The 23,687-nt window shown below is 67.7% G+C and carries 22 protein-coding genes and 2 tRNA genes; 14 read left to right on the forward strand and 10 right to left on the reverse strand.

The genetic code is table 11. From position 1 onward, the window contains the following. Positions 1-17: 17 nt before the first annotated feature. From WT24_RS12285 to WT24_RS12295, 3 genes are all read left to right on the forward strand, one after another. Positions 18-93: transfer RNA gene (locus WT24_RS12285), tRNA-Glu, on the forward strand. 73 nt (positions 94-166) lie between these two features. Then, positions 167-243, forward strand: a tRNA-Asp gene (locus tag WT24_RS12290). Between the two features lie 167 nt (positions 244-410). Beyond that, entirely contained in the window at positions 411-875 is a 465-nt protein-coding gene (locus WT24_RS12295; protein ID WP_034207694.1) for a GNAT family N-acetyltransferase, read from the forward strand. Between the two features lie 25 nt (positions 876-900). Here the strand turns inward: WT24_RS12295 and WT24_RS12300 are convergent, their stop codons facing one another. Beyond that, a complete protein-coding gene (locus WT24_RS12300; protein ID WP_059505850.1) occupies positions 901-1,779 on the reverse strand; it encodes a helix-turn-helix domain-containing protein in 879 nt (292 codons plus the stop codon). Positions 1,780-2,048: 269 nt separating this feature from the next. Here WT24_RS12300 and WT24_RS12305 point away from each other — a divergent pair, with 269 nt between their 5' ends. Beyond that, positions 2,049-2,462 carry a gamma-glutamylcyclotransferase gene (locus WT24_RS12305; RefSeq protein WP_060033709.1) on the forward strand — a complete coding sequence of 138 codons (414 nt, stop codon included), beginning with the start codon at positions 2,049-2,051 and terminating at the stop codon, positions 2,460-2,462. 127 nt (positions 2,463-2,589) lie between these two features. Here WT24_RS12305 and aceB read toward each other — a convergent pair whose 3' ends face one another. Continuing rightward, complete coding sequence (gene aceB / locus WT24_RS12310) at positions 2,590-4,182, reverse strand: malate synthase A (RefSeq protein WP_034207691.1); 1,593 nt, start codon at positions 4,180-4,182, stop codon at positions 2,590-2,592. A gap of 65 nt (positions 4,183-4,247) precedes the next feature. Further along, on the reverse strand, positions 4,248-5,009 hold the full coding sequence (locus tag WT24_RS12315; RefSeq protein ID WP_060033712.1) for a haloacid dehalogenase type II: 762 nt from the start codon (positions 5,007-5,009) through the stop codon (positions 4,248-4,250). 155 nt (positions 5,010-5,164) lie between these two features. Here WT24_RS12315 and WT24_RS12320 point away from each other — a divergent pair, with 155 nt between their 5' ends. Further along, positions 5,165-6,070: a LysR family transcriptional regulator gene (locus WT24_RS12320; protein ID WP_059790546.1), complete on the forward strand. Its 906-nt coding sequence runs from the start codon at positions 5,165-5,167 to the stop codon at positions 6,068-6,070. 156 nt (positions 6,071-6,226) lie between these two features. After that, positions 6,227-6,661, forward strand: a complete 435-nt coding sequence (locus tag WT24_RS12325; protein WP_059506097.1) for a universal stress protein — start codon at positions 6,227-6,229, stop codon at positions 6,659-6,661. A 209-nt stretch (positions 6,662-6,870) separates the two neighbouring features. Here the strand turns inward: WT24_RS12325 and aceA are convergent, their stop codons facing one another. From aceA to WT24_RS12340, 3 genes are all read right to left on the reverse strand, one after another. Beyond that, positions 6,871-8,178 carry an isocitrate lyase gene (aceA, locus tag WT24_RS12330; protein WP_059505858.1) on the reverse strand — a complete coding sequence of 436 codons (1,308 nt, stop codon included), beginning with the start codon at positions 8,176-8,178 and terminating at the stop codon, positions 6,871-6,873. A gap of 400 nt (positions 8,179-8,578) precedes the next feature. Then, on the reverse strand, positions 8,579-10,129 hold the full coding sequence (locus WT24_RS12335) for a DEAD/DEAH box helicase (RefSeq protein ID WP_060033715.1): 1,551 nt from the start codon (positions 10,127-10,129) through the stop codon (positions 8,579-8,581). Positions 10,130-10,489: 360 nt separating this feature from the next. Further along, positions 10,490-10,759 carry an acyl-CoA-binding protein gene (locus WT24_RS12340; RefSeq protein ID WP_059505862.1) on the reverse strand — a complete coding sequence of 90 codons (270 nt, stop codon included), beginning with the start codon at positions 10,757-10,759 and terminating at the stop codon, positions 10,490-10,492. 147 nt (positions 10,760-10,906) lie between these two features. Here WT24_RS12340 and tsaB point away from each other — a divergent pair, with 147 nt between their 5' ends. The 4 genes from tsaB to WT24_RS12360 are packed head-to-tail and all read left to right on the forward strand — an operon-like array spanning position 10,907 to position 14,154. Next, complete coding sequence (gene tsaB, locus WT24_RS12345; protein WP_059790548.1) at positions 10,907-11,674, forward strand: tRNA (adenosine(37)-N6)-threonylcarbamoyltransferase complex dimerization subunit type 1 TsaB; 768 nt, start codon at positions 10,907-10,909, stop codon at positions 11,672-11,674. Beyond that, positions 11,671-12,171, forward strand: coding sequence for a ribosomal protein S18-alanine N-acetyltransferase (gene rimI / locus WT24_RS12350; protein WP_059790550.1), 501 nt, complete (start codon positions 11,671-11,673; stop codon positions 12,169-12,171). The genes tsaB and rimI overlap by 4 nt, the downstream gene beginning before the upstream one ends. Further along, a complete protein-coding gene (locus WT24_RS12355) occupies positions 12,158-13,192 on the forward strand; it encodes a uracil-DNA glycosylase (RefSeq protein ID WP_060033989.1) in 1,035 nt (344 codons plus the stop codon). Before rimI ends, WT24_RS12355 begins: the two co-directional genes overlap by 14 nt. Next, positions 13,189-14,154, forward strand: a complete 966-nt coding sequence (locus WT24_RS12360; RefSeq protein ID WP_060033717.1) for a DUF1853 family protein — start codon at positions 13,189-13,191, stop codon at positions 14,152-14,154. Before WT24_RS12355 ends, WT24_RS12360 begins: the two co-directional genes overlap by 4 nt. A gap of 18 nt (positions 14,155-14,172) precedes the next feature. Here WT24_RS12360 and thiD read toward each other — a convergent pair whose 3' ends face one another. Then, positions 14,173-14,982 carry a bifunctional hydroxymethylpyrimidine kinase/phosphomethylpyrimidine kinase gene (thiD, locus tag WT24_RS12365; RefSeq protein WP_059505871.1) on the reverse strand — a complete coding sequence of 270 codons (810 nt, stop codon included), beginning with the start codon at positions 14,980-14,982 and terminating at the stop codon, positions 14,173-14,175. Between the two features lie 58 nt (positions 14,983-15,040). Further along, positions 15,041-16,348 carry a lysophospholipid transporter LplT gene (gene lplT, locus WT24_RS12370; RefSeq protein ID WP_059505873.1) on the reverse strand — a complete coding sequence of 436 codons (1,308 nt, stop codon included), beginning with the start codon at positions 16,346-16,348 and terminating at the stop codon, positions 15,041-15,043. Positions 16,349-16,566: 218 nt separating this feature from the next. Here lplT and alr point away from each other — a divergent pair, with 218 nt between their 5' ends. The 3 genes from alr to WT24_RS12385 all read left to right on the forward strand — a co-directional run bounded on the left by alr (position 16,567) and on the right by WT24_RS12385 (position 19,438). Further along, positions 16,567-17,637: an alanine racemase gene (gene alr / locus WT24_RS12375; protein WP_059505874.1), complete on the forward strand. Its 1,071-nt coding sequence runs from the start codon at positions 16,567-16,569 to the stop codon at positions 17,635-17,637. Positions 17,638-17,648: 11 nt separating this feature from the next. Then, positions 17,649-19,025 carry a DNA repair protein RadA gene (radA, locus tag WT24_RS12380; protein ID WP_034207679.1) on the forward strand — a complete coding sequence of 459 codons (1,377 nt, stop codon included), beginning with the start codon at positions 17,649-17,651 and terminating at the stop codon, positions 19,023-19,025. 146 nt (positions 19,026-19,171) lie between these two features. After that, the gene (locus tag WT24_RS12385) at positions 19,172-19,438 is read left to right on the forward strand and encodes a DUF2866 domain-containing protein (RefSeq protein WP_059505876.1); all 267 of its coding nucleotides are present in this window, start codon (positions 19,172-19,174) and stop codon (positions 19,436-19,438) included. A 159-nt stretch (positions 19,439-19,597) separates the two neighbouring features. On the opposite strand, the gene WT24_RS12390 is transcribed toward WT24_RS12385, so the two are convergent. After that, on the reverse strand, positions 19,598-21,529 hold the full coding sequence (locus WT24_RS12390; RefSeq protein WP_060033719.1) for an ATP-binding cassette domain-containing protein: 1,932 nt from the start codon (positions 21,527-21,529) through the stop codon (positions 19,598-19,600). A gap of 136 nt (positions 21,530-21,665) precedes the next feature. Between WT24_RS12390 and WT24_RS12395 the strand changes: the two genes are divergently transcribed. Next, a complete protein-coding gene (locus tag WT24_RS12395) occupies positions 21,666-22,145 on the forward strand; it encodes a glutathione peroxidase (protein ID WP_011549528.1) in 480 nt (159 codons plus the stop codon). Positions 22,146-22,208: 63 nt separating this feature from the next. Here WT24_RS12395 and cls read toward each other — a convergent pair whose 3' ends face one another. After that, a complete protein-coding gene (cls, locus tag WT24_RS12400) occupies positions 22,209-23,648 on the reverse strand; it encodes a cardiolipin synthase (protein ID WP_059505880.1) in 1,440 nt (479 codons plus the stop codon). Positions 23,649-23,687 lie beyond the last annotated feature (39 nt).

A 23,687-nucleotide genomic window follows, 5' to 3' on the forward strand; every position in this document is an offset into this window, starting at 1 on the left:
GATGTAAGCAGTACGTAGTCCCCTTCGTCTAGAGGCCTAGGACATCACCCTTTCACGGTGAGTACAGGGGTTCGAATCCCCTAGGGGACGCCAGATTTCGGCGTCGTTCGAACAAACGACGCGCCGGCAGGAAGTAACCGACGCCTGCCAGGCAAGCAGCAAGACTGGAGCGGTAGTTCAGTCGGTTAGAATACCGGCCTGTCACGCCGGGGGTCGCGGGTTCGAGTCCCGTCCGCTCCGCCAGAAAATGAAGAAGCCCGCCTCGTGCGGGCTTTTTCGTTTGCACTTCCGGGTGCGCGTGCCATCCATACCGCGTGCTGCATCGGACGTCGCGACCCTACGAGAAATTCGCGATTGCATCCGCATGCGACTGCGCTATCGTGGCGGGATGTGTTTTCGACTCCTGCGCGATGCTCGATCCGACCGACCTGCGACTCCTGTATCAGCTCCGGCCCGCGGAGCCCGGCGATTTTCCGTATGCCGAAGCGTTGACGCACGGCAACATGGGCGGCTACTACAAGCGCCATGGGCTCGTGTGGCGCAGCGATCTGTTCTATGCGAGCTGGCGCGAATCCGAGAACTTCATCCTCGAGGCCGACGGCGAGCGCATCGGCGTGCTGCGCGTGACCGAGGAGGGCGATTCGCTGCATATCCGCGACGTGCAGATCGCGGCCGGCCATCGCGGCCAGGGCGCCGGCACCTACCTGCTCGAGATGTCGCATCGTTGGGCGCGTGCGCGCGGGCTGCACGAACTGCAGTTGCGCGTGTTCGTCGACAATCCCGCCGCGCATTTGTACCTGCGCATGGGCTACCGGGTCACCGGCCCGCGACTCGCGCAACTCGGCTCGATCCGCCACATGGTGCGGCCGGTCTGACGGTCCGGCGCGCCGGAGCGAGTGATCAGCGGGCCGTGTCGATCGCGTCGTCGTCTGGCGTTTCGCTGTCCGCGGCGGCACCGTCCGGGCCTCGATGCTCGTAGCCGCGCAGCATGAACGCGCGCGGGCTTTCGCCGAACGCGCGACGGAACATGGCCGAGAACGCACTCTGGCTCTGGTAGCCGAGCTCACGCGCGATATGCGACAGCGGGCGCCCCTGGTTCAGCAGCGGGATCGCCCGCGCGAGCAGCGCCTGCTGGCGCCACTGCGAAAAGCTCACGCCCAGTTCCTGCTTGAAGAGCCGCGATATCGTGCGCGTGCTCGCGCCGACCTCGCTCGCCCAGTGCTCGAGCGACTCCGCGTGCGCGGGGTGCGCGAGTACCGATTCGCACAGCAGGCGCAGCCGTTTCTCGTCGGGCATCGGCACCGCGAGCGGCAACGGTTCGGCATGACTCAGCTCGTCGAGCACGAGCCCGCACAGCAGGCGCTCGCGCGCGGCGCTCAGGTCGCGCGCATCGAGTGCGACGATCAGTTCGCGCAGCAGCCCCGTCACCTCGACGACGCGGCATGCATCGAGCCCGCCCGGCACGATCGACTCGTCGATATACAGCGTGCGCAAATAGGCCTCTTCGACGATCACGACCTCGTGCGTCACGCGCGGCGGCACCCAGATCGCACGGGACGGCGGCACCATCCAGGTCGTGCCGGTCGTCGCGACGCGCAGCACGCCGCGCGACGCGTACGCGAGCTGCGCCCATGCATGCGTGTGCAGCGGAATGCGGCGGCCGGCATCGACCTGCCGTGCCCGTACCCGCATCGGATGGACGGCCGTCGGCGCGAATTCCGGCGGAATGTCGATGACGTCGTACGGGTTCGATACGTCGGCTTGGGCGGGCGGATTCATGAACGGTTCGGGCAGCGCGGCGGCGATGCCGTTATTTTAGAAGGCGCCGCATAAGCGCATGCGGCGGTTTTTCGGGCCATCATGCCGGGTTCAAATGAACTTTGTGTGGGCATCGGCGAATCCGGGGCGACCGCCCGCGGTCGCCCGCCCCCGGCGGTTCGAACCATCGGGGCGGTATCGCGGTCTATCGATGCGTGCGCAATTGCACGCCGATCGCACGCCGATCGCCCGCGAACACGGCAACATACGAATCGAAGAGGAGAACCACGATGCGCCACGTATTCGTCTATGGCACCTTGAGAGCCGGACAGGCCAACGACATCGGCGAGGCGGCCGCCCGTCACGGAATCGCCGCGCCGACGCTGCTGGGTGCGGCCGCGCTGCCGGGCGAGCTGTACGATTTCGGCACGTACCCGGGCATGCTCGCCGGGCCGGCCGGCAAGTCGCTGGTCTGGGGCGACGTCTACGAGATCGACGAGCGGCTCATCCCGGTACTCGACGAGATCGAGCGCGTCTATCCGGGCGTCGACTCGCTGTTCAAACCGGAAGAGGTGACCGTCGAACTCGGCGGCCGGCAGTACGCGTGCCTGTATTATCCGGTTGCCGCGCATGCGGCGGCGGGGCGCCCGCGCATCCCGTCCGGCGACTGGGTTCAGTACCGGCGCGAGCAGGAAACCGCCTGAGCTTGCTTGCGGACGGCGGCTGGAATCGCCGTAAAAAAGAAAGCGCCCCGCGGGGCGCTTTTTCGTGCTGCCGTCGCATGCGACCGCCGGTACGGCGTGGCCGGCCGGCGACGCAACGGCGTCGTCGTCAGATTTCCTCGTACAGCGGCAGCGTCAGGAATTCGGTGAAGCCTTCCGACGTCGACATCTGCTCGAAGATCGCCGCTGCGCGTTCGTACGGCTGCGTGTTGCCGCCGACCGAGCGCTTCACGTTGTCGAGCTCGATTTTCGCGAATTCACGCACGAGTTCGGCCGTGACCTTGCGGCCGTCGTCGAGCACGCCCTTCGGCGAGCGGATCCATTGCCATACCTGCGAGCGGGAAATCTCGGCCGTGGCCGCGTCTTCCATCAGGTTGTGGATCGGCACGCAGCCGTTGCCGTCGAGCCACGCGCCGAGGTAGTGGATCCCGACGTTGATGTTGTTGCGCAGGCCGGCTTCGGTGATCGGCGCTTCCGGCTGGAAGTCGAGCAGGTTCCTGCCTTCGACCTGCACGTCGTCGCGCTGCTTCGCGATCTGGTTCGGCTTGTCGCCGAGCACCTTGACGAACTCTTCCATCGCGATCGGCACGAGGCCCGGGTGCGCGACCCAGCCGCCGTCGTAGCCGTCGGTCGCGTCGCGCTGCTTGTCCGAGCGCACGCCGCCCATCGCCTTGTCGTTCGCTTCCGGATCGTTCTTGATCGGGATCAGCGCACTCATCCCGCCGATCGCCGGCGCGTTGCGCTTGTGGCAGGTCTTCAGCAGCAGCAGCGCATACGCACGCATGAACGGCACCGTCATCGTGATCTTCGAACGGTCGGCCAGGCAGAAGTCGCGATCGTTCTTGAACTTCTTGATCGCCGAGAAGATGTAGTCCCAGCGGCCGGCGTTCAGGCCCGAGCTGTGTTCGCGCAGTTCGTACAGGATCTCGTCCATCTCGAACGCGGCGAGGATCGTCTCGATCAGCACCGTCGCGCGGATCGTGCCGCGCGGCACGCCGATCGCTTCCTGCGCGGCGACGAAGATGTCGTTCCAGAGGCGCGCCTCGAGATGGCTTTCCATCTTCGGCAGGTAGAAGTACGGGCCCGAGCCACGCGCGATCAGTTCCTTCGCGTTGTGGAACAGGAACAGCGCGAAATCGAAGATGCCGCCGGACACGCGCTGGCCGTCGACCGTCACGTGTTTCTCGTCGAGGTGCCAGCCGCGCGGGCGCACGATCAGCGTCGCGACCTTGTCGTTCAGCTTGTACGACTTGCCGTTCTGCTCGAGCGAGATCGTGCGGCGCACCGCGTCCTTCAGGTTGATCTGGCCGTCGATCTGGTTCGTCCAGCTCGGCGCGTTCGAATCCTCGAAGTCCGTCATGTACGAATCGGCGCCCGAGTTCAGCGCGTTGATGATCATCTTGCGCTCGACGGGGCCCGTGATCTCGACCCGCCGGCATTGCAGGTCGGCCGGCAGCGGCGCGACCGTCCAGTCGCCTTCGCGAATCGCCTTCGTCTCGGCCAGGAAGTCCGGGCGCTCGCCCGCGTCGAGGCGTTTCGTGCGCTCGACGCGCGCCTGCAGCAGCGCCTGGCGGCGCGATTCGAACGTGCGGTGCAGCGCCGCGACGAGTGCCAGCGCGTCGGGCGTCAGGATGGCTTCGTAACCCGGCTTGATTTCGCCGGTGATCGTCATGCCTTGCGGCAGCGTGATCGGGGTGCTCATGAGTCTCATCTCCTTGGTCGGTCAGTTGCGGTTTCGGTGAAGAGGGAAGGCGGCAGCGGCGAACGTCATGCACCCGGGCCGGGGCGCGTGCGGCTTGCGGGTCTGCCGGACGGAGCCGGGGTGGCGAGGAAGGCGAGCAGGTCGGCCATGCCGGTGCCCGTGCCGTCGGGCGGCGCGCCGAGTTCCTCGGCGGGCGCGCCCGTGCGGTTGAGCCAGAACGTCGTATAGCCGAACCAGGTGGCGCCGGCGACGTCCCACGCGTTCGACGACACGAACACGATGTCGCGCGGGTTCGGCCCGAACGCGGCGGTGCCGAGCGCGTAGGCGGCCGGGCTCGGCTTGTACGCGCGTACGGTGTCGGCCGACAGCACGCGATCGAACAGTCCGGACATGCCGGCGCTCTTGATCGCGATGTCGAGCATTTGCGGGGTGCCGTTCGACAGGATCGCGAGCGGCGGGCGCGGGTCGAGCGCGCGCAGCTTGCGCAGCGCGGGCACCGTGTCGGGATAGGTGGACAGGCACGCGTATTCGTCCATCAGCCGCTTCTCGGCCGCGCTGTTCAGCGCGAGCCCGAGCCGGCGCGCGGCGAACCGCAGCGCATCGAGCGTGATGTCCCGGAACGGGCGATAGCGGGCGCCGGCCGGGTCGGCGAGCGTGCGCAACTGCGAGTATTCGATCTGCTTGCGGCGCCACAGCTGCGACAGCCGTTCCCCGTGACCGGGAAACATCTGCTCTGCCGCGGCCAGCACGGCGCGCACGTCGAACAACGTGCCGAATGCGTCGAAGAGGATGGCGTCGGGAGAGGAGAGTGTCGTTGTGGCCGACATAGCCTTGCGCTCCAGTTTCAGAGGTCGGATCGATTCTATTCGTGATCGAAGGTGCTAAAAAAGACGCTAATCATCACTTGATCTTTTACTTTCATATACCTAATCTTGGCGGCTCAAGCCATTTGAAGGGCGGCGACGCCGTTCTTGCGAGAGTCATGGACCGGTTCAAACAGATCGAAACGTTCGCCGCGGTCGCGGCGAAAGGCAGCCTGTCGGCGGCTGCGCACGCGGAAGGCGTCGCGCCGGCGATCATCGGCCGCCGCCTCGACGCGCTCGAGGAGCGGCTCGGCGTGAAGCTCCTGGTGCGCACGACGCGCAAACTCACGCTGACGTTCGAGGGTTCGGCGTTCCTGGAGGACTGCCAGCGCATCATCAACGACATGCAGAACGCGGAGGCGAGCGTGTCCGCCGGCGGCGTCAAGGCGAGCGGCCACCTGCGGATTTCCGCGCCGGCCGGCTTCGGCCGGCGGCACGTCGCGCCGCTCGTGCCCGAATTCAGCGTCGGGCACCCGGACGTGTCGGTCACGCTCGACCTGTCCGACCGGATGGTCGACCTCGTCAACGAAGGGTTCGATTGCGCGGTGCGGCTCGGCGAGCTGCCCGATTCGTCGCTGGTGTCGCTCAAGCTCGGCGAGAACCGCCGCGTGTGCGTCGCGTCCCCTGCGTATCTCGCGCGGCGCGGCACGCCCGCCACGCTCGCGGAACTCGCTCGTCACAACTGCCTCGCGCTCGCGGCGAATGCGAACCAGCAGCGCGGCTGGTCGTTCCAGGAGGACGGCAAGGTCGTGTCGATCCGCGTGAACGGCACGATGGAATGCTCGGACGGCGCGGTGCTGCACGAGTGGTGCCTCGAAGGCCACGGGCTCGCGTGGCGCTCGTGGTGGGAAGTCGGCGAGGACATCGCGGCCGGCCGGCTCGTCAGCGTGCTCGACGCGTTCGCCGCGCCGCCGATCGGCATCCATGCGGTGTTTCCGCAGCGCCGGCATCTGCCGCTGCGGGTGCGCCTGTTTCTCGATTACCTGAAGCACACGTACGAGCGGCCCGGCTATTGGGGCGAGTAGGCGACACCCGTCCGCGTGTTTCCGATATGAGGGCGAACCCGCTGGCGAGGCGGTGAGCGCGATTTCGCACACTACAATCGTAAGAGGCATGCGCGCCGTGTCGCGGCCGGCTCGGCTGGATTCGCGGCGCGCGTGCGATTGACGAAGGAGGGCGCGATGTTCCGGCACATCCTCGTTCCAACCGACGGTTCCGAACTGTCGAAGAAGGCGATCGACGGTGCGATCGACCTGGCTCGTGCGGTCGGCGCGCGCGTGACGGCCTACGCGTGCTTGCCGCAATACCCGTACTCGCCGTTTTCCGAAGTGATCATCGAGCCGCCCGCCGATTTCCGCGCACGCAGCGAGCGCGAGGCGCGTGCGCATCTCGACGAGGTGGAAGCGGCCGCGAAGGCGGCCGGGGTCGCGTGCGACACGTGGACGAGCGTGCATCCGTCGCCGTATCTCGGCATCATCGAGGCGGCCGAGCGCGGCGGCTGCGACGTGATCTTCATGGCGTCCCACGGACGCCGCGGGCTCGGCAGCCTGCTGATCGGCAGCGAGACGCAGCGCGTGCTGACCCATACGAAAATTCCGGTGATCGTCTATCGTTAGGGCGGCGCCGGCCGTGGCCGGGCCGGATGCGCCGTCGAAAAAGGGCGCGCCGGACGAAGCCGGCGCGCATCGTTGCTGGCGGCCCGCAGGCCGCGCGGCCGGTCGCGCAATGGGACTCGCGCGCCTGCCGTCTCCTCCCTGATTGTTGTCCGGTGGCCGATGCCGCGGCGTCGCGAGACGCGGCGGCATCGGCGTCACGCTCGCGCGTGTTACGCGACCTTCTTGCCGTCGAAGAACTGTTCGTCCTCGGTCGAGCCATGCAGCGCGGTCGTCGACGCTTCGCGTTCGACCGTCTGCGTCACCGCGTCGAAGTAGCCGGTGCCGACCTCGCGCTGGTGCTTGACGGCCGTGAAGCCCTTGTCGGCTGCCGCGAACTCCGCCTGCTGCAATTCGACGAACGCGCTCATCTGTGTGCGTGCATAGCCGTGCGCGAGGTTGAACATCGAGTAGTTCAGCGCATGGAAGCCGGCCAGCGTGATGAACTGGAACTTGTAGCCCATCGCGCCGAGCTCCTTCTGGAACTTCGCGATCGTCGCGTCGTCGAGGTTCTTCTTCCAGTTGAACGACGGCGAGCAGTTGTACGACAGCAGCTTGCCCGGGAACTGCTTGTGAATCGCTTCCGCGAACTTCTTCGCGTACTCGAGATCGGGCTTGCCGGTTTCGCACCAGATCAGGTCCGCGTACGGCGCGTACGCGAGGCCGCGCGAGATGGCCTGTTCGAGGCCCGGCTTCGTGCGGAAGAAGCCTTCCACCGTGCGCTCGCCCGTCAGGAACGGCTTGTCGTTGTCGTCGATGTCGGACGTGATCAGGTCGGCCGCTTCCGCGTCGGTGCGGGCCACCAGCACGGTCGGCGTGCCCATCACGTCGGCCGCGAGACGCGCGGCCGACAGCTTCGCGACGGCTTCGCGTGTCGGCACGAGCACCTTGCCGCCCATGTGGCCGCATTTCTTCACCGATGCGAGCTGGTCTTCGAAGTGAACGCCCGATGCGCCGGCCTCGATCATCGCCTTCATCAGTTCGAATGCATTCAGCACGCCGCCGAAACCGGCTTCCGCATCGGCGACGATCGGCGCGAAGAAATCGACGTAGCCTTCGTCGCCCGGGTTCTTGCCTTCCGACCACTGGATCTGGTCGGCGCGCGTCAGCGTGTTGTTGATGCGCTTCACGACGAGCGGCACCGAGTTGGCCGGGTACAGCGACTGGTCCGGGTACATTTCGCCCGCGACGTTCGCGTCGCCGGCCACTTGCCAGCCGGACAGGTAGATGGCCTTCAGGCCGGCCTTCACCTGCTGCATCGCCTGGTTGCCGGTCAGTGCGCCGAGTGCGTTAACGAACGGCTCGTTGTTGATGAGGCTCCACAGTTTTTCCGCGCCGCGCTTGGCCAGCGTGTGCTCGATCGGGATCGAGCCGCGCAGGCGGACCACGTCCTCAGCCAAGTAGTTGCGCTTGATGCCCTTCCAGCGCGGATCGGTTTCCCATTGCTGCTGCAGTTCCTGTGCCTGTTGCTGACGCGACATGATGAGCTCCTTGATGCGGTGTAGGCGTGACGGCCGAATCTGACGGTGGTGATGCCGTTCGCGAAGCGGGGAAGCGGTGCATTCCGTTTCGCGAAGTCTTGTATAAGAGTCTAGGCAAATCGGCGGGAGCGAAACAGGGGCTATTTCGGGAGGCGGAGAATTTTTTAGTTGTTTTGAATCAATGGTTTGCCGAATTAATTTCGAGATAAGAAATGCGTTTTCCTATCCCGCAATCGCCCGGCTTGTGCCTTGCAGCATGATTTTTTACGACGCAAAAAAATTTTTCGCATCGTGAAATTGACGGCGAGGCGAAAAAAAACCGGCGCGGATGCGCCGGTTGGCTGGATGGCCGGGGCGGCCGATCCGCAGGGCGGCCGCGGGCCGCCCGTGTGTGCTTACCTTACGATGCCGAATTGCCACGGCGCGGGCCGCCGCTGCGCTGACCGTCGCGACGCGGGCCGCCGTCACGGCTGCCGCCGGGCTTGCCGCTCCAGCCGCCACCATTGCCGCCGCCGTAGCTGCGGCCGGCGCCGTTGCCGTTGCCCGCATAACCGCCGCCCGGCTTGCCGCCGAAACGACGACCGCCGTTACCGCCACCCGGGCGGCCGCGGCCGCCGTTGCCGCCGTTGCGCGGGGGAGCCTTGCGCGGCTCGAAACCTTCGATCACGTTGACCGGCAGCGGCGAGCGCACGAAGCGCTCGATGCGCTTGAGCGCGCCTTGCTCGGCATGATGCACGAGGCTCACCGCGATACCCGAACGGCCTGCGCGACCGGTACGGCCGATACGGTGCACGTAGTCTTCCGCGAACTTCGGCAGATCGTAGTTGAACACGTGCGTGATGCCCGGGATGTCGATGCCGCGGGCCGCGACGTCGGTGGCCACCAGCACGCGCACGCGGCGCTCGCGCAGCGCACGAATCGTGCGGTTACGCGCGCCTTGCGGCAGGTCGCCGTGCAGCGCGGCCGATTCGAAGCCTGCGTCGGCGAGACGGCCGGCGAGCTGATCGGCGTCGATCTTGGTCGCCGTGAAGATGATCGCCTGGTCGAGCGCGTCGTCGCGCAGCAGGTGATCGAGCAGGCGATCCTTGTGGTCGCGATCGTCGACGTAATGGACGGTCTGCGCGATATTTGCGCGCGACTCGAGGCGCTGCTGGATCTCGATGCGCTCCGGGTCCTTCAGCAGGCGGCTCGTCAGCGAACCGATCTTGCCGTCGAGCGTGGCCGAGAACAGCATCGTCTGGCGCGATTCCGGCGTGGCGGCGACGATCGTTTCGATGTCTTCGATGAAGCCCATGTCGAGCATGCGGTCGGCTTCGTCGAGCACGAGCATCTTCAGTTCCGACAGGTCGATGCGGCCGCGCTCGAGGTGATCGAGCAGGCGGCCCGGCGTGGCGACCAGGATTTCCGGGTTCTTCGCGAGCAGCATCAGCTGCTGGCCGTAGGCGACGCCGCCGAGAATGCTGACCGTGCGCAGGCGCTTCAGATGCTTGCCGTACGTCGATGCGGCCGTCGTGACCTGCATCGCGAGTTCGCGGGTCGGCGTCAGCACGAGCAGGCCCGGGCGCGCGACGGGTTGCGGGCGGCGCACGCGGCGGTCGCCCTGGTTCGGTTCACGCGGCGCGCGCGGCTGCTGCGCCTGCGTCTTCTGGAGCTGCGCGAAACGTTCGATCGCGGGCAGCATGAATGCGGCCGTCTTGCCCGAACCGGTCGGGCTCGACACCAGCAGGTCGCGGCCGGCGATGCCGGCCGGAATCGCGCGCTGCTGGACCGGCGTCGGCTTCACGTAGCCGGCGGCCTGCAGCGCGGAGACGATCTCCGGCGACAACCCGAGCGACGCGAAGCTCGGCTCGTCCGACGCCGGTTCGACTGCGGCCGGTGCGGCGGCGTCGTCGAGACCGAGCGCCTGGTCGGCGATCGCGTTGAGCGGGCTGGAGTTGATGCTCGAAGTCATAACAATCCTTGAAACAACACAGTGGGTGAAACGTCGGCGCCAATCGCGCATACCCAAGTCGTCGGATTCAGCGAGCAAATCGGGAAACGGGTGCAATCCGCCGAACCGTCGGCGGATGAGGCATTAGAAGCTGTTTTGGGTGCGGCGCGCTTCAGGAGCGGGACCGCCAGCCTAGTTGACGACCGCGAGGGTCGAAGCAGGAGGGGACAGGTTCTAAACCGGATTGGAGCTTAACGCTACGAGGCGTCGGGCCGGAACGGCTTGCGAGCCGAGCGCGGGAGGTGACGCAGGCCGCATTATAGAGAAATTTGCTGCGCTGCGCCACTGATTTGATTGCCGATTGCGGCGAGGGCGATCCGGTCAGGACGCCGTGCCGTTTTTCAGCGATTCGACGAGTTCGATGTACTGCTGCTTCGCCGCATCCTGCGACGTGCCCTTCAGTGCGTCCCACGCATCGTACTTGTATTTGCCCACGATGTCGGTGAAGCCGGGCTTGTCGCCGTGCGCATCGCCGTCGGTCGCCTGCTTGAAGAGCGCGTACAGGCGCAGCAGGGTCAGGTTGCCCGGCCGCTCAGTCAGTTGCTTGACGTCGATCTGGGCCTGGTCGAATCGGGCGGTGAGGTCGCTCATCGGGTGTCTCCGTAAGGGTTTCAGATCGGCCGATCTTAACAAGCGAGCCGTCGCGCGGGGTCGAGCGATCCTTCCAAACCGCGGCCGGCGCCGCGCGTGCGCACAGATCGGACCCGATCGCCCGTGGGAGCGGGGCGGCGCATTACAATGTCGGCCATGACGCAAACAGTGCTCCTCGCCATCGATACGTCGACCGAATACTGCTCGGTCGCGCTGCTGCGCTCGGCCCAGGCCGATGACGCCGTTTCCACCCCGCAAACCTGGGTTCGTCACGAGCCGACGGGCGCCGTGTCGAGCACGCGCGTGCTGCCGGCGATCCAGGAACTCTTCGCCGAATCGGGGCTGACGCTCGCCGATTGCGACGCGATCGCGTTCGGCGCGGGCCCCGGCTCGTTCACGGGCCTGCGTACCGCGACGGGCATTACCCAGGGCCTCGCGTTCGGGGGCGGGCTGCCGGTCGTGCCGATCGGCACGCTGCTCGCATGCGCCGAGCACGCGCGGCTGCGCGCACCCGGCACGGCCCGTGTGCTCGCCGCGCTCGACGCGCGGATGGACGAAGCCTACTGGGCGGATTTCGCGTGGGACGACGGCGCCGGCGACTGGCGCACGGTGCATCCGGCGTCGCTCGACGCACCGGGTGCGGTCGGCGTACCCGACGCGCCGTTCACGCTCGCCGGCAATGCGGCCGCGGCATTCGGCGCGCAATTGCCGGCCGCCGCGCGGGCCGCCGCGATCGACGGCGACGCGCTGCCGCATGCGCTGGCGGTCGCGCATGCCGCGCTGCGCGCGTTCCGCGCGGGGCGTGCGGTGCCGGCCGACCGGGCCGCGCCCGAATACGTGCGCGACAAGGTCGCGCAGACCACGGCCGAGCGCATCGCGGCACGGGCCGCGCAGACGGGCGGAGCGAAAGGATGACGGGTGTCCTGCTGAGCGACCGCTATCTGGCGCCGATGACGGATGCCGATCTCGACGAGGTCGTCGCGATCGAGCAGGTCGCGTACGAATTCCCGTGGAGCCGCGGCAACTTCGAGGATTCGTTGCGCAACGGCTATCTGGGCGTGTGCCTGCGGCACGTGACCGGGTCGCTCGTCGGCTATTGCGTGCTGATGCCCGTGATCGACGAGATGCATTTGCTGAACCTGTGCGTCGCGCCGGCCGCGCAGCATGCGGGCGCGGGCCTCGCGCTGCTGCGCGAGGCGGTGCGCATTTCGCGCGCGGAGCGGCTCGACGGCGTGCTGCTCGAGGTGCGGCCGTCCAATCCGCGCGCGATTCGTCTGTACGAGCGCTTTGGCTTCGTGACGATCGGCCGGCGCAAGAACTACTATCCGGCGAAGCATCGCAGCCGGGAGGACGCGATCGTGATGCGTCTGACGCTGAACAAGGACGAGGGGGATGCGCATGGCGTGGGCTGAAGCGGCGCTCGAGGAACTGGGCCTCGCGCAGATCTGGGTACGGCGCGGGCAACGCGCGGGCGAGGGCGCGGCAGCCGACGCGCGTGCCGTCGCGCCAACCGCGGCGGCCGACGACGGTCCCGTCGTCGCGGCCGATCGGCCGACGCGTGCGGCGCGTGCTCCGGGGCAGGACGACGCGCCAGCGGCCGTCGCGCGTGGCGCTGCCGGCGGCTTGCCGGCTCGCGAGTCGCGGGCGCCGGCGCACGGTGTCGTCGATGGCGATCGCCCGCCCGCGCAGGCCGTATCGTCCGCGTCGGCCGCATCGCCCGATACGATGCCGCCGAGGGCTGATGCGTCGCCCGCTGCGGACGACGATTTCGCATGGTTCGACGCGGCGCCGCAGGACGATTCCGTACCGGCCGCCGCATTGCGTCCCGCCGGCACACCGGTCGCCGCGCTCGACTGGGATGCGCTGGCCGCGCGCGTGGCGGACTGCACGCTGTGCCGTCTGTGCGAGAAGCGGACCAACACCGTGTTCGGGGTAGGCGACCGCGAAGCGGACTGGATGCTGATCGGCGAAGCGCCGGGCGAGAACGAGGACAAGCAGGGCGAGCCGTTCGTCGGCCAGGCCGGCAAGCTGCTCGACAACATGCTGCAGTCGCTGTCGCTCAAGCGCGGCGACAACGTGTACATCGCGAACGTGATCAAGTGCCGTCCGCCCGGCAACCGCAACCCGGAGCCGGACGAGGTCGCGAGCTGCGAGCCTTATCTGCAGCGCCAGGTCGCGCTCGTGAAGCCGAAGCTGATCGTCGCGCTCGGCCGTTTTGCCGCGCAGACGCTGCTGAAGACGGACGCGAGCATCGCGTCGCTGCGCGGCCGCGTGCATGCGTACGAGGGCGTGCCGGTGATCGTCACTTACCACCCGGCCTACCTGCTGCGCAGCCTGCAGGACAAGTCGAAGGCGTGGGCCGACCTGTGCCTCGCGCGCGACACGTTCCGGCGTGCGGAAGGCGCCGACGCGAACGGCCCGACCGGGCAATGACGACTGGCGCGGCGTGCGCGTTCGTCGATACGCTGCATGACGTCGCGGTGCGCGACCTGGGCTGGCTACTGGCCAGCCCGAGCCTGCTCACCGCGGTGCCGGGCGCACCGCTCGCACGCCCCTGGCCGGACGCGGCCGGGCAAGCGGCCGGGCAAGCGTGGCTCGCCGCGCTCGATGCACGGCCCGAGCCGCTGCATCGCGCGCTCGACGGATTTCGGCCCACCCGGCTCGGACGCTACGCCGAATGCCTGCTCGAGTATTTTCTGACGCACGGGCCGTCGCTGCGGCTCGTCGCGGCCAATCTGCCGCTGCGCAGCAACGGCCGCACGCTCGGCGAAGTCGATTTTCTCGTCGATGCGCCGGACGGCCGGCGCCTGCATTGGGAACTCGCGGTGAAGTGCTATCTGTGCGCGCCGGTCCGCGACGGCGCGTCGCTCGCCGACTTCGTCGGCCCCAATCTCGTCGACCGGTTCGATCGCAAGCGCAGCCGGCTGCTCGACCACCAGTTGCGGCTGGGCGAACACGACGGCTTTGCCCGGCTCGGCTACGGCGCGCCGTCCGACGCGCAGATGTTCATCAAGGGCTGGCTGTTCCATCCGTACGGCACACCGGTATCGCCGGTGTCCGCCGAAATCGCGCCGGACCACCCGCGCGGTTTCTGGTTGACGCACGCGCAGTGGCCGGCGTGGGCGGCCGCGCAGCGTGACGGCGCGGCATGGAGCGTGTTGCCGAGGCTGGCGTGGCTGGCGCCGCGGCGAGCCGCCGCCGGCGCAGGTGTCGAGCCCGAGCCGCTGGCGAGCGCACCGGAACTGCCGCCCGTGCTGGCGATGCGCCAGGCGCCCGACCTGATCGGCATCCATGAAAAGGGCCGCGACGGCACGTGGCACGAGACGGCGCGCGGTTTCGTCGTGCCCGACGACTGGCCGGCGCGCGCGCAGGCGTTCGCGGCGCAGGATCGCTGACGCTGCGTCAGCCGGCGCTCACCACCAGCGATGAAAGTGATGGACCGGGCCGACGCCGTGGCCGACGTCGAGCTGGCCGCTCGCGGCGATCGCGCCGGTCAGGTAGGTCTTGGCGTCGCGTACCGCGCTTTCCAGGTCGGGCCGCTGCGGCAGCAGCGCGGCGATCGCCGACGACAGCGTGCAGCCGGTGCCGTGCGTGTTGCCGACCGGCAGGCGCGCGCCGTCGAGCCGCACGGTGCGTGTCGCGTCGACGAGCCAGTCGGGGCTCGCGGACGCGTCGGGCAGGTGGCCGCCCTTCATCAACACGGCGCGCGCACCCGTCTGCAGCAAGGTCTGGCCTTGCCGGACCATGTCGTCTTCGGTGGACGCGGGCGCATCGTTCAGCAGGGCGGCCGCTTCGGGCAGGTTCGGCGTGACGACCGTCGCGAGCGGCAGCAGCGTGTCGCGCAGCGCGTCGACGGCATCGGGCGCGAGCAGCGCGTGGGCGCTCTTCGAGATCATCACCGTGTCGAGCACGACGAAGCGCGGCGCGTGACGGCGCAGCGCGTCGGCGACCGCGTGCACGATCGCCGCGTTGGCGAGCATCCCGATCTTGACCGCATCGATGCGGATGTCGTCGAACACCGCGTCGAGTTGCGCGGTGACGAATGCGGCGTCCGGCGCATGCACGCCCGTCACGCCGCGCGTGTTCTGCGCGGTCAGCGCGGTGATCACACTCGCGCCATACGCGCCGAGCGCGGAAAACGTCTTCAGGTCGGCCTGGATACCTGCGCCGCCGCCCGAATCGGAGCCGGCGATCGTCAGGATGTTGGGTATCGGGTGCGTCATGAGGGCAACGTGCCGGTTCGACGACCGGCGCCGGCGGACGAAAACGGAAAGTGTAGCGTCAGTGCCGCGATTCGCCGATCAGCGCAACCGAGTCGAACTGACGCTGGTTCGCCTGGTGGCGGCGCATCACGAGCCACATCGTCAGGCAGACGAACGTGCCGAACAGCACGATCACGACGCCGACCGGCACGTCGAGCCACACGAGCACCGCATACAGGCACAGCATCACGAGCACCGACAGGTTCTCGTTGAAGTTCTGCACCGCGATCGAATGGCCGGCCGACAGCAGCACGTGGCCGCGATGCTGCAGCAGCGCGTTCATCGGCACGACGAAGTAGCCGGACAGCGCGCCGACGCCGATCAGGAAGATGTAGGCGACGATCAGGTAGAACGGCAGGCGCAGATGGCCGAAGTGCACGGCCCAGTGCGACGGGAACAGGTCGCGCGTGTAGAACGCCATCAGCATCACCGCGATGCCCATGACGATGCCGACGGGCAGCACGGTCAGCGACTTCTTCAGCGGAATCCGGGCGGCGGCGGCGATCGCGCCGGCTGCGACGCCGACCGCGACCACAGCCTGCAGGATCGCGCCTTCGGACAGCGACATGTTGAGCGATACCTCGGCCCATTTCAGCACGATGAACTGCAGCGTCGCGCCGGCCCCCCAGAACAGCGTGGTGACCGCGAGCGAAATCTGGCCGAGCTTGTCGCGCCAGAGCACCATGAAGCAGTCGGCGAAATCGGTGAGCAGCTTGACCGGGCCGCGTTCCTGCTTCGGATAGCGGGCGCCCGTGTCGGGAATGCGCAGGTTGAACAGCGCGGCGACCACGTAGATCGCCATGATGATCGCCATCGCGGCTTCGGCGGGCGTGCCGATCCAGGCGGGCGTGTGCGCGATCACGTGCGACGCGATGTGCGGGCTGATCAGCGCGCCGCCGAGCACGGTGCCGAGGATGATCGAGCTGACGGTCGTGCCTTCGATCCAGCCGTTCGCGGCGACCAGCCGGTCGGCCGGCAGCAGTTCGGTGAGAATCCCGTACTTGGCGGGCGAGTAGGCCGCCGCGCCGAAACCGACGATCCCGTACGCAATCAGCGGGTGGGCGCCGAACAGCATGATCATGCAGCCGACCACCTTGATCGAGTTGGTGATGAACATCACGCGGCCCTTCGGGCGCGAATCCGCGAACGCACCGACATACGCCGCCAACACCACATACGACAACACGAAGAACAGCTTCAGCAGCGGTGTCATCCAGTTGGGGGCGTGGAGGTCTTTCAGCAGGGCGATGGCGGCGATGAGAAGCGCATTGTCGGCCAGCGACGAGAAAAACTGCGCGGCCATGATGGTGTAAAAACCTTTTTTCATCTGATGCGATGCTTTCGTCGCTGCGGCAGGGCCGCGTAGGCCGCCTGGTATGCGATCGGCTTATTCCGTTCGAAATGGGTTGTGCGCACGGCTTTATAACACGAAAATACGGCAATTCGGACTAGCAAGATTCCCCGATCGTTCCGCCAATTGTCGGCTTCGGTGCTCAAAAGGCGCGGTAAGCTGATGATTCGCAAGCGTCTTTACGTAAATTTCCCATGCCGCGCCCGATCTCCGCCACCATCCACACCGCCGCTCTGGCGAACAATCTCTCCGTCGTCCGCCGCTATGCCGGCCCGTCCAAGGTCTGGGCGGTCGTCAAGGCGAACGCATACGGCCACGGGCTCGCGCGCGTGTTCCCCGGCCTGCGCGGCACCGACGGGTTCGGGCTGCTCGACCTCGACGAAGCCGTCAAGCTGCGCGAGCTCGGCTGGGCCGGCCCGATCCTGCTGCTCGAAGGCTTCTTCCGCTCGACCGACATCGACGTGATCGACCGCTACAGCCTGACGACGACCGTCCACAACGACGAGCAGATGCGGATGCTGGAGACGGCGCGGCTGTCGAAGCCCGTCAACGTGCAGCTCAAGATGAACAGCGGGATGAACCGGCTCGGTTACGTGCCGGAGAAGTACCGTGCCGCGTGGGAGCGCGCCCGCGCGTGCCCGGGCATCGGCCAGATCACGTTGATGACCCATTTTTCGGACGCGGACAACGAGCGCGGCGTCGCCGAGCAGCTCGCGACGTTCGAGCGCGGTGCGGAAAACATCGCCGGCGCGCGCAGTCTCGCGAATTCGGCGGCCGTGCTGTGGCATCCGGACACGCACTTCGACTGGGTGCGGCCGGGGATCGTGCTGTACGGGGCGTCGCCGTCCGGGCTGTCGTCCGATATCGCCGACACGGGGTTGAAGCCCGCGATGACGCTCGCGTCCGAGCTGATCGCGGTGCAGACGATCGAGAAGGGCCAGGCGATCGGCTATGGCTCGACGTTCTCCGCGCAGGCGCGGATGCGGATCGGCGTCGTCGCGTGCGGCTACGCGGACGGCTATCCGCGCGTCGCGCCGGAAGGCACGCCGGTGATCGTCGACGGCATCCGCACGCGGATCGTCGGTCGCGTGTCGATGGACATGATCACCGTCGACCTGACGCCGTGCCCGCAGGCCGGCGTCGGCGCGCGCGTCGAGCTGTGGGGCAACGCGCTGCCGATCGACGACGTCGCGCGCCATTGCGGCACGATCGGCTACGAGCTGATGTGCGCGGTCGCCGCGCGCGTGCCGGTGCGAGCGGAATAAGGGCGTCGCGCGTGGCCAAACAGAAAACCGTTTACGTCTGCAGCGAGTGCGGCGGACAGACCCCCAAGTGGCAGGGCCAGTGCCCGTCGTGCCAGGCCTGGAACACTCTCGTCGAATCGGTCGCCGAATCGCCGGCGGCCCATCGTTTCCAGTCGCTCGCGAAGCGGGCGCCGGTGCAGCGTCTCGTCGACATCGAGGCCGCCGACGTACCGCGCTTCTCGACCGGCATCGGCGAATTCGACCGCGTGCTGGGCGGCGGGCTGGTCCCCGGCGGCGTCGTGCTGATCGGCGGCGATCCGGGCATCGGCAAGTCGACGCTGCTGCTGCAGTCGCTCGCGGATATCGCGAGCGAGCGGCGCGCGCTCTATATCAGCGGCGAGGAATCGGCCGCGCAGATCGCGTTGCGTGCGCAACGGCTCGCGCTGCTGGACGGCGGCGCGCCGGCGGCCGAACTGAAGCTGCTCGCCGAGATCCAGCTCGAGAAGATCCAGGCCGCGATCGATGCGGAGCGGCCGGACGTGGCCGTCATCGACTCGATCCAGACCGTCTATTCGGACGCGCTCACGTCGGCGCCCGGCTCGGTCGCGCAGGTGCGCGAATGCGCGGCGCAGCTCACGCGCATCGCGAAACAGTCGGGCACCGCGATCATCATGGTCGGGCACGTGACGAAAGAAGGCAACCTGGCCGGGCCGCGCGTGCTCGAGCACATCGTCGACACGGTGCTGTATTTCGAGGGCGACACGCATTCGTCGTTCCGGCTCGTGCGTGCGTTCAAGAACCGCTTCGGCGCAGTCAACGAGCTCGGTGTGTTCGCGATGACCGAGCGCGGGCTGCGCGGCGTAGCCAACCCGTCCGCGCTGTTCCTGTCGCAGCACGAACAGGTCGTGCCCGGTTCGTGCGTGCTCGTCACGCAGGAAGGCACGCGGCCGCTGCTCGTCGAAATCCAGGCGCTCGTCGATACGGCGCACGTGCCGAACCCGCGCCGGCTCGCGGTCGGCCTCGAGCAAAACCGGCTCGCGATGCTGCTCGCGGTGCTGCACCGGCACGCGGGCATCGCGTGCTTCGACCAGGACGTGTTCCTGAATGCGGTGGGCGGCGTGAAGATCACCGAACCGGCCGCCGACCTCGCGGTGCTGCTCGCGATTCACTCGTCGATGCGCAACAAGGCGCTGCCGAAAGGGCTGATCGTGTTCGGCGAGGTGGGGTTGGCAGGCGAGATCCGGCCGTCTCCGCGCGGGCAGGAACGACTGCGCGAAGCGGCGAAGCTCGGCTTCACGTCCGCGCTGATTCCGAAGGCGAATGCGCCGAAACAGGCGATCGAAGGGCTGAACGTGATGGCCGTCGAGCGGCTCGAGCAGGCGATCGACCGCGTGCGCGATCTCGAATGAGCGAGCCGGCGCGTGCGGGCCGGGCGTCGCCGGACGATCTGTCGCGTAATTCACTGTAAAGAATATGTAGGCTGCTGTAACCCGCCGGACATCGCTTTTCCCTATCCTTTGCCGGATTGTCGAACCGCGCAATGCGAAGGGAACCTATGTTGAAATCGTATGGGGAAGCGCCTGGCGGACGCCTTTACAACCTGCGCGGCTGCCGCGTGTCGGAGCCGATTCGCCAGCCGTGGGGCGGCGGATGCCGGATCGTCGAATGGATCGACGAAGAAGGGCGCCTGGCGCGCAAGGTCGTGTCCGAGGATGTGACGGAAGCGGAAGTCGTCGCGGCGATTCGCCGGCCGACCAAAGGGCGCCGATACCTGATGGGCGACGACGAGCAGATGCCGCGCGACACGCTGCCGCGCCGCTGAGCGGATCGCGCGGCGGGCCGACGCGGCAGTGACCGACGAGGCCGGGCCAGGTGCCCGGCTTCGTCGTTTTCGCGGCCGGGCCGTTTCGTCGGGCATGGACGCTCCGACGCACCGCGCCGCCGATGACGCGATCGTCGGCTGACGGCCCGGCGGCTGCGGTCAGCCGATCTGCTCGAGTTCTTCCTGCGCGGCGAGCCAGTCGGCCTCGATCGTCTCGAGCCGCGTGTTGACCTCGCCTAGCTTGCGGATCGCGTCGGTCAGTTCCGTCTTGCGCGCGGCCTCGTAGCTCGCCGGATCGGCGACGAACGCATCGAGGCGAGCCTTCTCCGCGTGCAGCGCTTCCATTTCCTTTTCGAGCTTCGTGATGCGGTTCTGCAGCGGCTTCTTCAACTGCGACAGCCGCTGGCGTTCCTCGGCCGCCTGGCGCTTCTGATCCTTGCGGTTGACGCCCGGATCGGCGCCCGCGGCGGCCGCGCTGTCGGCCTTTGCGGCCGCGCGCTGCTCGGCCGCATGCTGCAGCAGCCAGTCGCGGTAGTCGTCGAGGTCGCCGTCGAACGGCTGCAGCCGGTGCTTCGCGACCAGCATGAACTGGTCGGTCGTCGCGCGCAGCAGGTGACGGTCGTGCGACACGAGGATCAGCGTGCCTTCGAACTGCGCGAGCGCCATCGTCAGCGCGTGGCGCGTCTCGAGGTCGAGGTGGTTCGTCGGTTCGTCGAGCAGCAGCAGGTTCGGCTTCTGCCAGATGATCAGGGCCAGTGCGAGGCGCGCTTTTTCGCCGCCCGAGAACGGCCCGACCGGGCTGGTCGCCATGTCGCCCGAGAAATTGAAGCCGCCGAGGAAGTCGCGCAATTCCTGCTCGCGCGTGTCGGGCGCGAGCCGCGCCAGGTGCGCGAGCGGCGAATCGTCTTCGCGCAGCGTTTCGAGCTGGTGCTGCGCGAAATAGCCGATCGTCAGCCCCTTGCCGTCGCGCACGTGCCCCGACAGCGGCGCGAGCGTGCCGGCCAGTGTCTTGATCAGCGTCGACTTGCCCTGACCGTTAGCGCCCAACAGGCCGATGCGCTGGCCGTTCTGGATCGACAGTGCGACGCGCTCGACGATCGGGATGTCCGCTCCGTCGTCGGCGTGGTAGCCGCAACGGACGTCCTCCATCACCATCATCGGGTTCGGTGCGGCATCGGGCGTGCGGAATTCGAACGTGAACGGCGACGCGATGTGCGCGGGCGCGATCAGTTCCATCTTCTCGAGCGCCTTCATTCGGCTTTGCGCCTGCTTGGCCTTCGTCGCCTTGGCCTTGAAGCGGTCGACGAAGCTCTGCAGGTGCTCGATCGTCTTCTGCTGCTTTTCGTATGCGCTTTGCTGCAGCGCCAGTTGCTGCGCGCGCAGCACTTCGAACTGCGAGTAGTTGCCGCCGTAGCGCTTCACCTGGCGGTTTTCCAGATGCAGCGTGACGTTGCAGATCGAATCGAGGAATTCGCGGTCGTGCGAGATCACGACGAGCGTGCCGGGGTAGCGGTGCAACCAGTCTTCGAGCCACACGATCGCATCGAGGTCGAGGTGGTTCGTCGGTTCGTCGAGCAGCAGCAGGTCGGAGCGGCACATCAGCGCCTGCGCGAGGTTCAGCCGCATGCGCCAGCCGCCGGAGAAGCTCGCGACGGATTCGCGGGTTTGCGCGAGCGTGAAGCCGAGGCCGAGCAGCAGCGCTTCGGCGCGGGCCGGCGCGGTGTACCCGTCGGCATCGGCGAACGCCGCGTGCGCGTCGGCTTCGGCGGCGCCGTCATGCGCGGCCGAAGCGGCGGCGATGCGGGCCTCGATCTCGCGCAGCGCGGCATCGCCGTCGAGCGTGTAGTCGAGTGCCGAGCGGTCGACTGCGGGCGTTTCCTGCGACACGTGGGCGATCCGCCACGACGGCGGCATCGAGAAATCGCCTCCGTCGGAATGCAGCTCGCCGCGCAGGACGGAAAACAGCGTCGACTTGCCGGCGCCGTTCGCGCCGATCAGGCCGGCTTTCTCGCCGGGATTGAGCACGAACGAGGTCGACTCGAACAGCGGCTTGGTGCCGCGCGCAAGGCTGAACTGATTGAAACGGATCACGGCGGAAATGACTGGCCAAAACCGCTATTCTAGACCGCGCACCGGTCGTGCCGGGCATCGGCCGCTCGGCCGATGCCGCAACGGCGCAATTTCGCCTAGACTCCACGTCGATCCGGTTTCGTATAAGGAGTACCCGATGTCCACCCTGTATTCGTTCAGCGCAGAGACGCTCGCCGGTGCGCCGGTATCGCTCGATGCGTATCGCGGCAAGGTGCTGTTGATCGTCAATACCGCGAGCGAGTGCGGTTTCACGCCGCAGTACGCGGGTCTGCAGAAGCTGTACGACCAGTACGCGGCGCGCGGCTTCTTCGTGCTCGGCTTCCCGTGCAACCAGTTCGGCAAGCAGGAGCCGGGCGACGCCGCGCAGATCGGTGCGTTCTGCGAGCGCAACTACGGCGTCACGTTCCCGATGTTCGCGAAAATCGACGTGAAGGGCGACCATGCGCATCCGCTGTATCGCTACCTGACCGACGAGGCGCCCGGCATTCTCGGCCTCAAGGCGATCAAGTGGAATTTCACGAAATTCCTGATCGACCGCGAAGGGCGCATCGTCAAGCGCTACGCGCCGTCCACCAAGCCCGACGAAATCGCCGCGGACATCGACAAGCTGCTGTGACGGCGCAGCGCGGCGTGCGCCGCGCCGGTGCGGCTGGCGCGGGCGCGGCGCTCGTCAGGGCCGCTACAGGATCGGCGCGAACAGCCGCGCGACGTGCATCGCGATGCGCCGCCAAGCGGGCGACTGCCGGTATTCGTCCGCATCGACCTGGTACGCCAGCGCGAAGTCGGCATCGAGCATCGTCTCGACCTCGTCGGCGAACGCCGGGTCGACGGTCAGCACCATGACCTCGAAATTGAGGCGGAACGAGCGGTTGTCGAGATTCGCGCTGCCGATCGCCGCCGCGATGCGGTCGATCAGCACGACCTTCTGGTGCAGGAAGCCGGGCCGGTAGCGGAACACCTTCACGCCCGCATCGACGAGGTCGCGCGCGTAAAGCTTCGACGCTTCGAACACGACGTAGTGGTCGCGCCGGCTCGGGATCAGGATGCGTACGTCGACGCCGCGCATCACGGCGAGCTTCAGCGCGCACAGCACGGCTTCGTCAGGAACCAGGTACGGCGTGGTGATCCAGACCCGCTCGCGCGCGGCATTGATCGATTCGACGAAGAACAGCGAGCCGGTTTCCTGCTTGTCGGCCGGCCCCATCGGCACCGCGAGGCAATGCATGGCGTCGCCGGGCTGCGCGGGCGGCGGCAACGCGATGGGCGGCAGCTTCTGCGTCGCCCAGTGCCAGTCTTCGGCGAACACGTACTGGATGCTCGCCACCACGGGGCCGCGTATCTCGATGTGGGTGTCGCGCCATGGCGACAGGCGTGGCTTCGCGCCGAGATATTCGACGCCGACGTTGTGGCCGCCGACGAACGCGCGATTGCCGTCGACGACGACGATCTTGCGATGGTTGCGGAAGTTCAGCTGGAAGCGGTTGACGAATTTCCGGTTGGTCGCGAACGGATGGACCTCGACGCCGCCCCGGCGCAATGCGTCGACGTAGCCGTGCGGCAGGTCGAAGCTGCCGATGCTGTCGTACAGCAGGCAGCAGCGTACGCCGGCGGCCGCGCGCGCGAGCAGCGAGTCGCGCAGCATCCGGCCGAGCGCATCGTCGCGCACGATGAAGAACTGGACGAGCACGTAGTCGCGCGCGGCGTCGATCGCCGACAGGATGGCCGAGAACGTCGCGTCGCCGTTCACGAGCGTGCGCACCGAATTGCCGCCGAGGAACGGCATGCCGCCGAGCCGCGTGAGCGCGAGCACGGCGGCCTGGCCCAGCGCGTCGGCGGCCGGCCCGTCGGTCGCGTCGGCGGTGCGCCACGGCGCGCGCGGTGTGTGCGTGCGCAACATGTCCAGCTCGTGGCGCCGGGCGTCGACGTAGCCGGAGAATTTGCTGCGGCCGAGGAACAGGTACGGAACGAGCGTCAGGTACGGCATGGCCGTGAGCGAGACGGCCCATGCGATCGCGCCTTGCGACGTGCGCGTGTTCATGATTGCGTGGCACGCCGCGACGATCCCGAGCACGTGGATGGTCAGGATCAGGGTGCCGAGATGTAGCCAGTCGAGGGTCATGGGCGCGTCAAGGACTCCCGAAGGGGACTCCGGAGGAGA

It is taken from the genome of Burkholderia sp. MSMB1078WGS, assembly GCF_001528895.1.
Classification (GTDB): domain Bacteria; phylum Pseudomonadota; class Gammaproteobacteria; order Burkholderiales; family Burkholderiaceae; genus Burkholderia.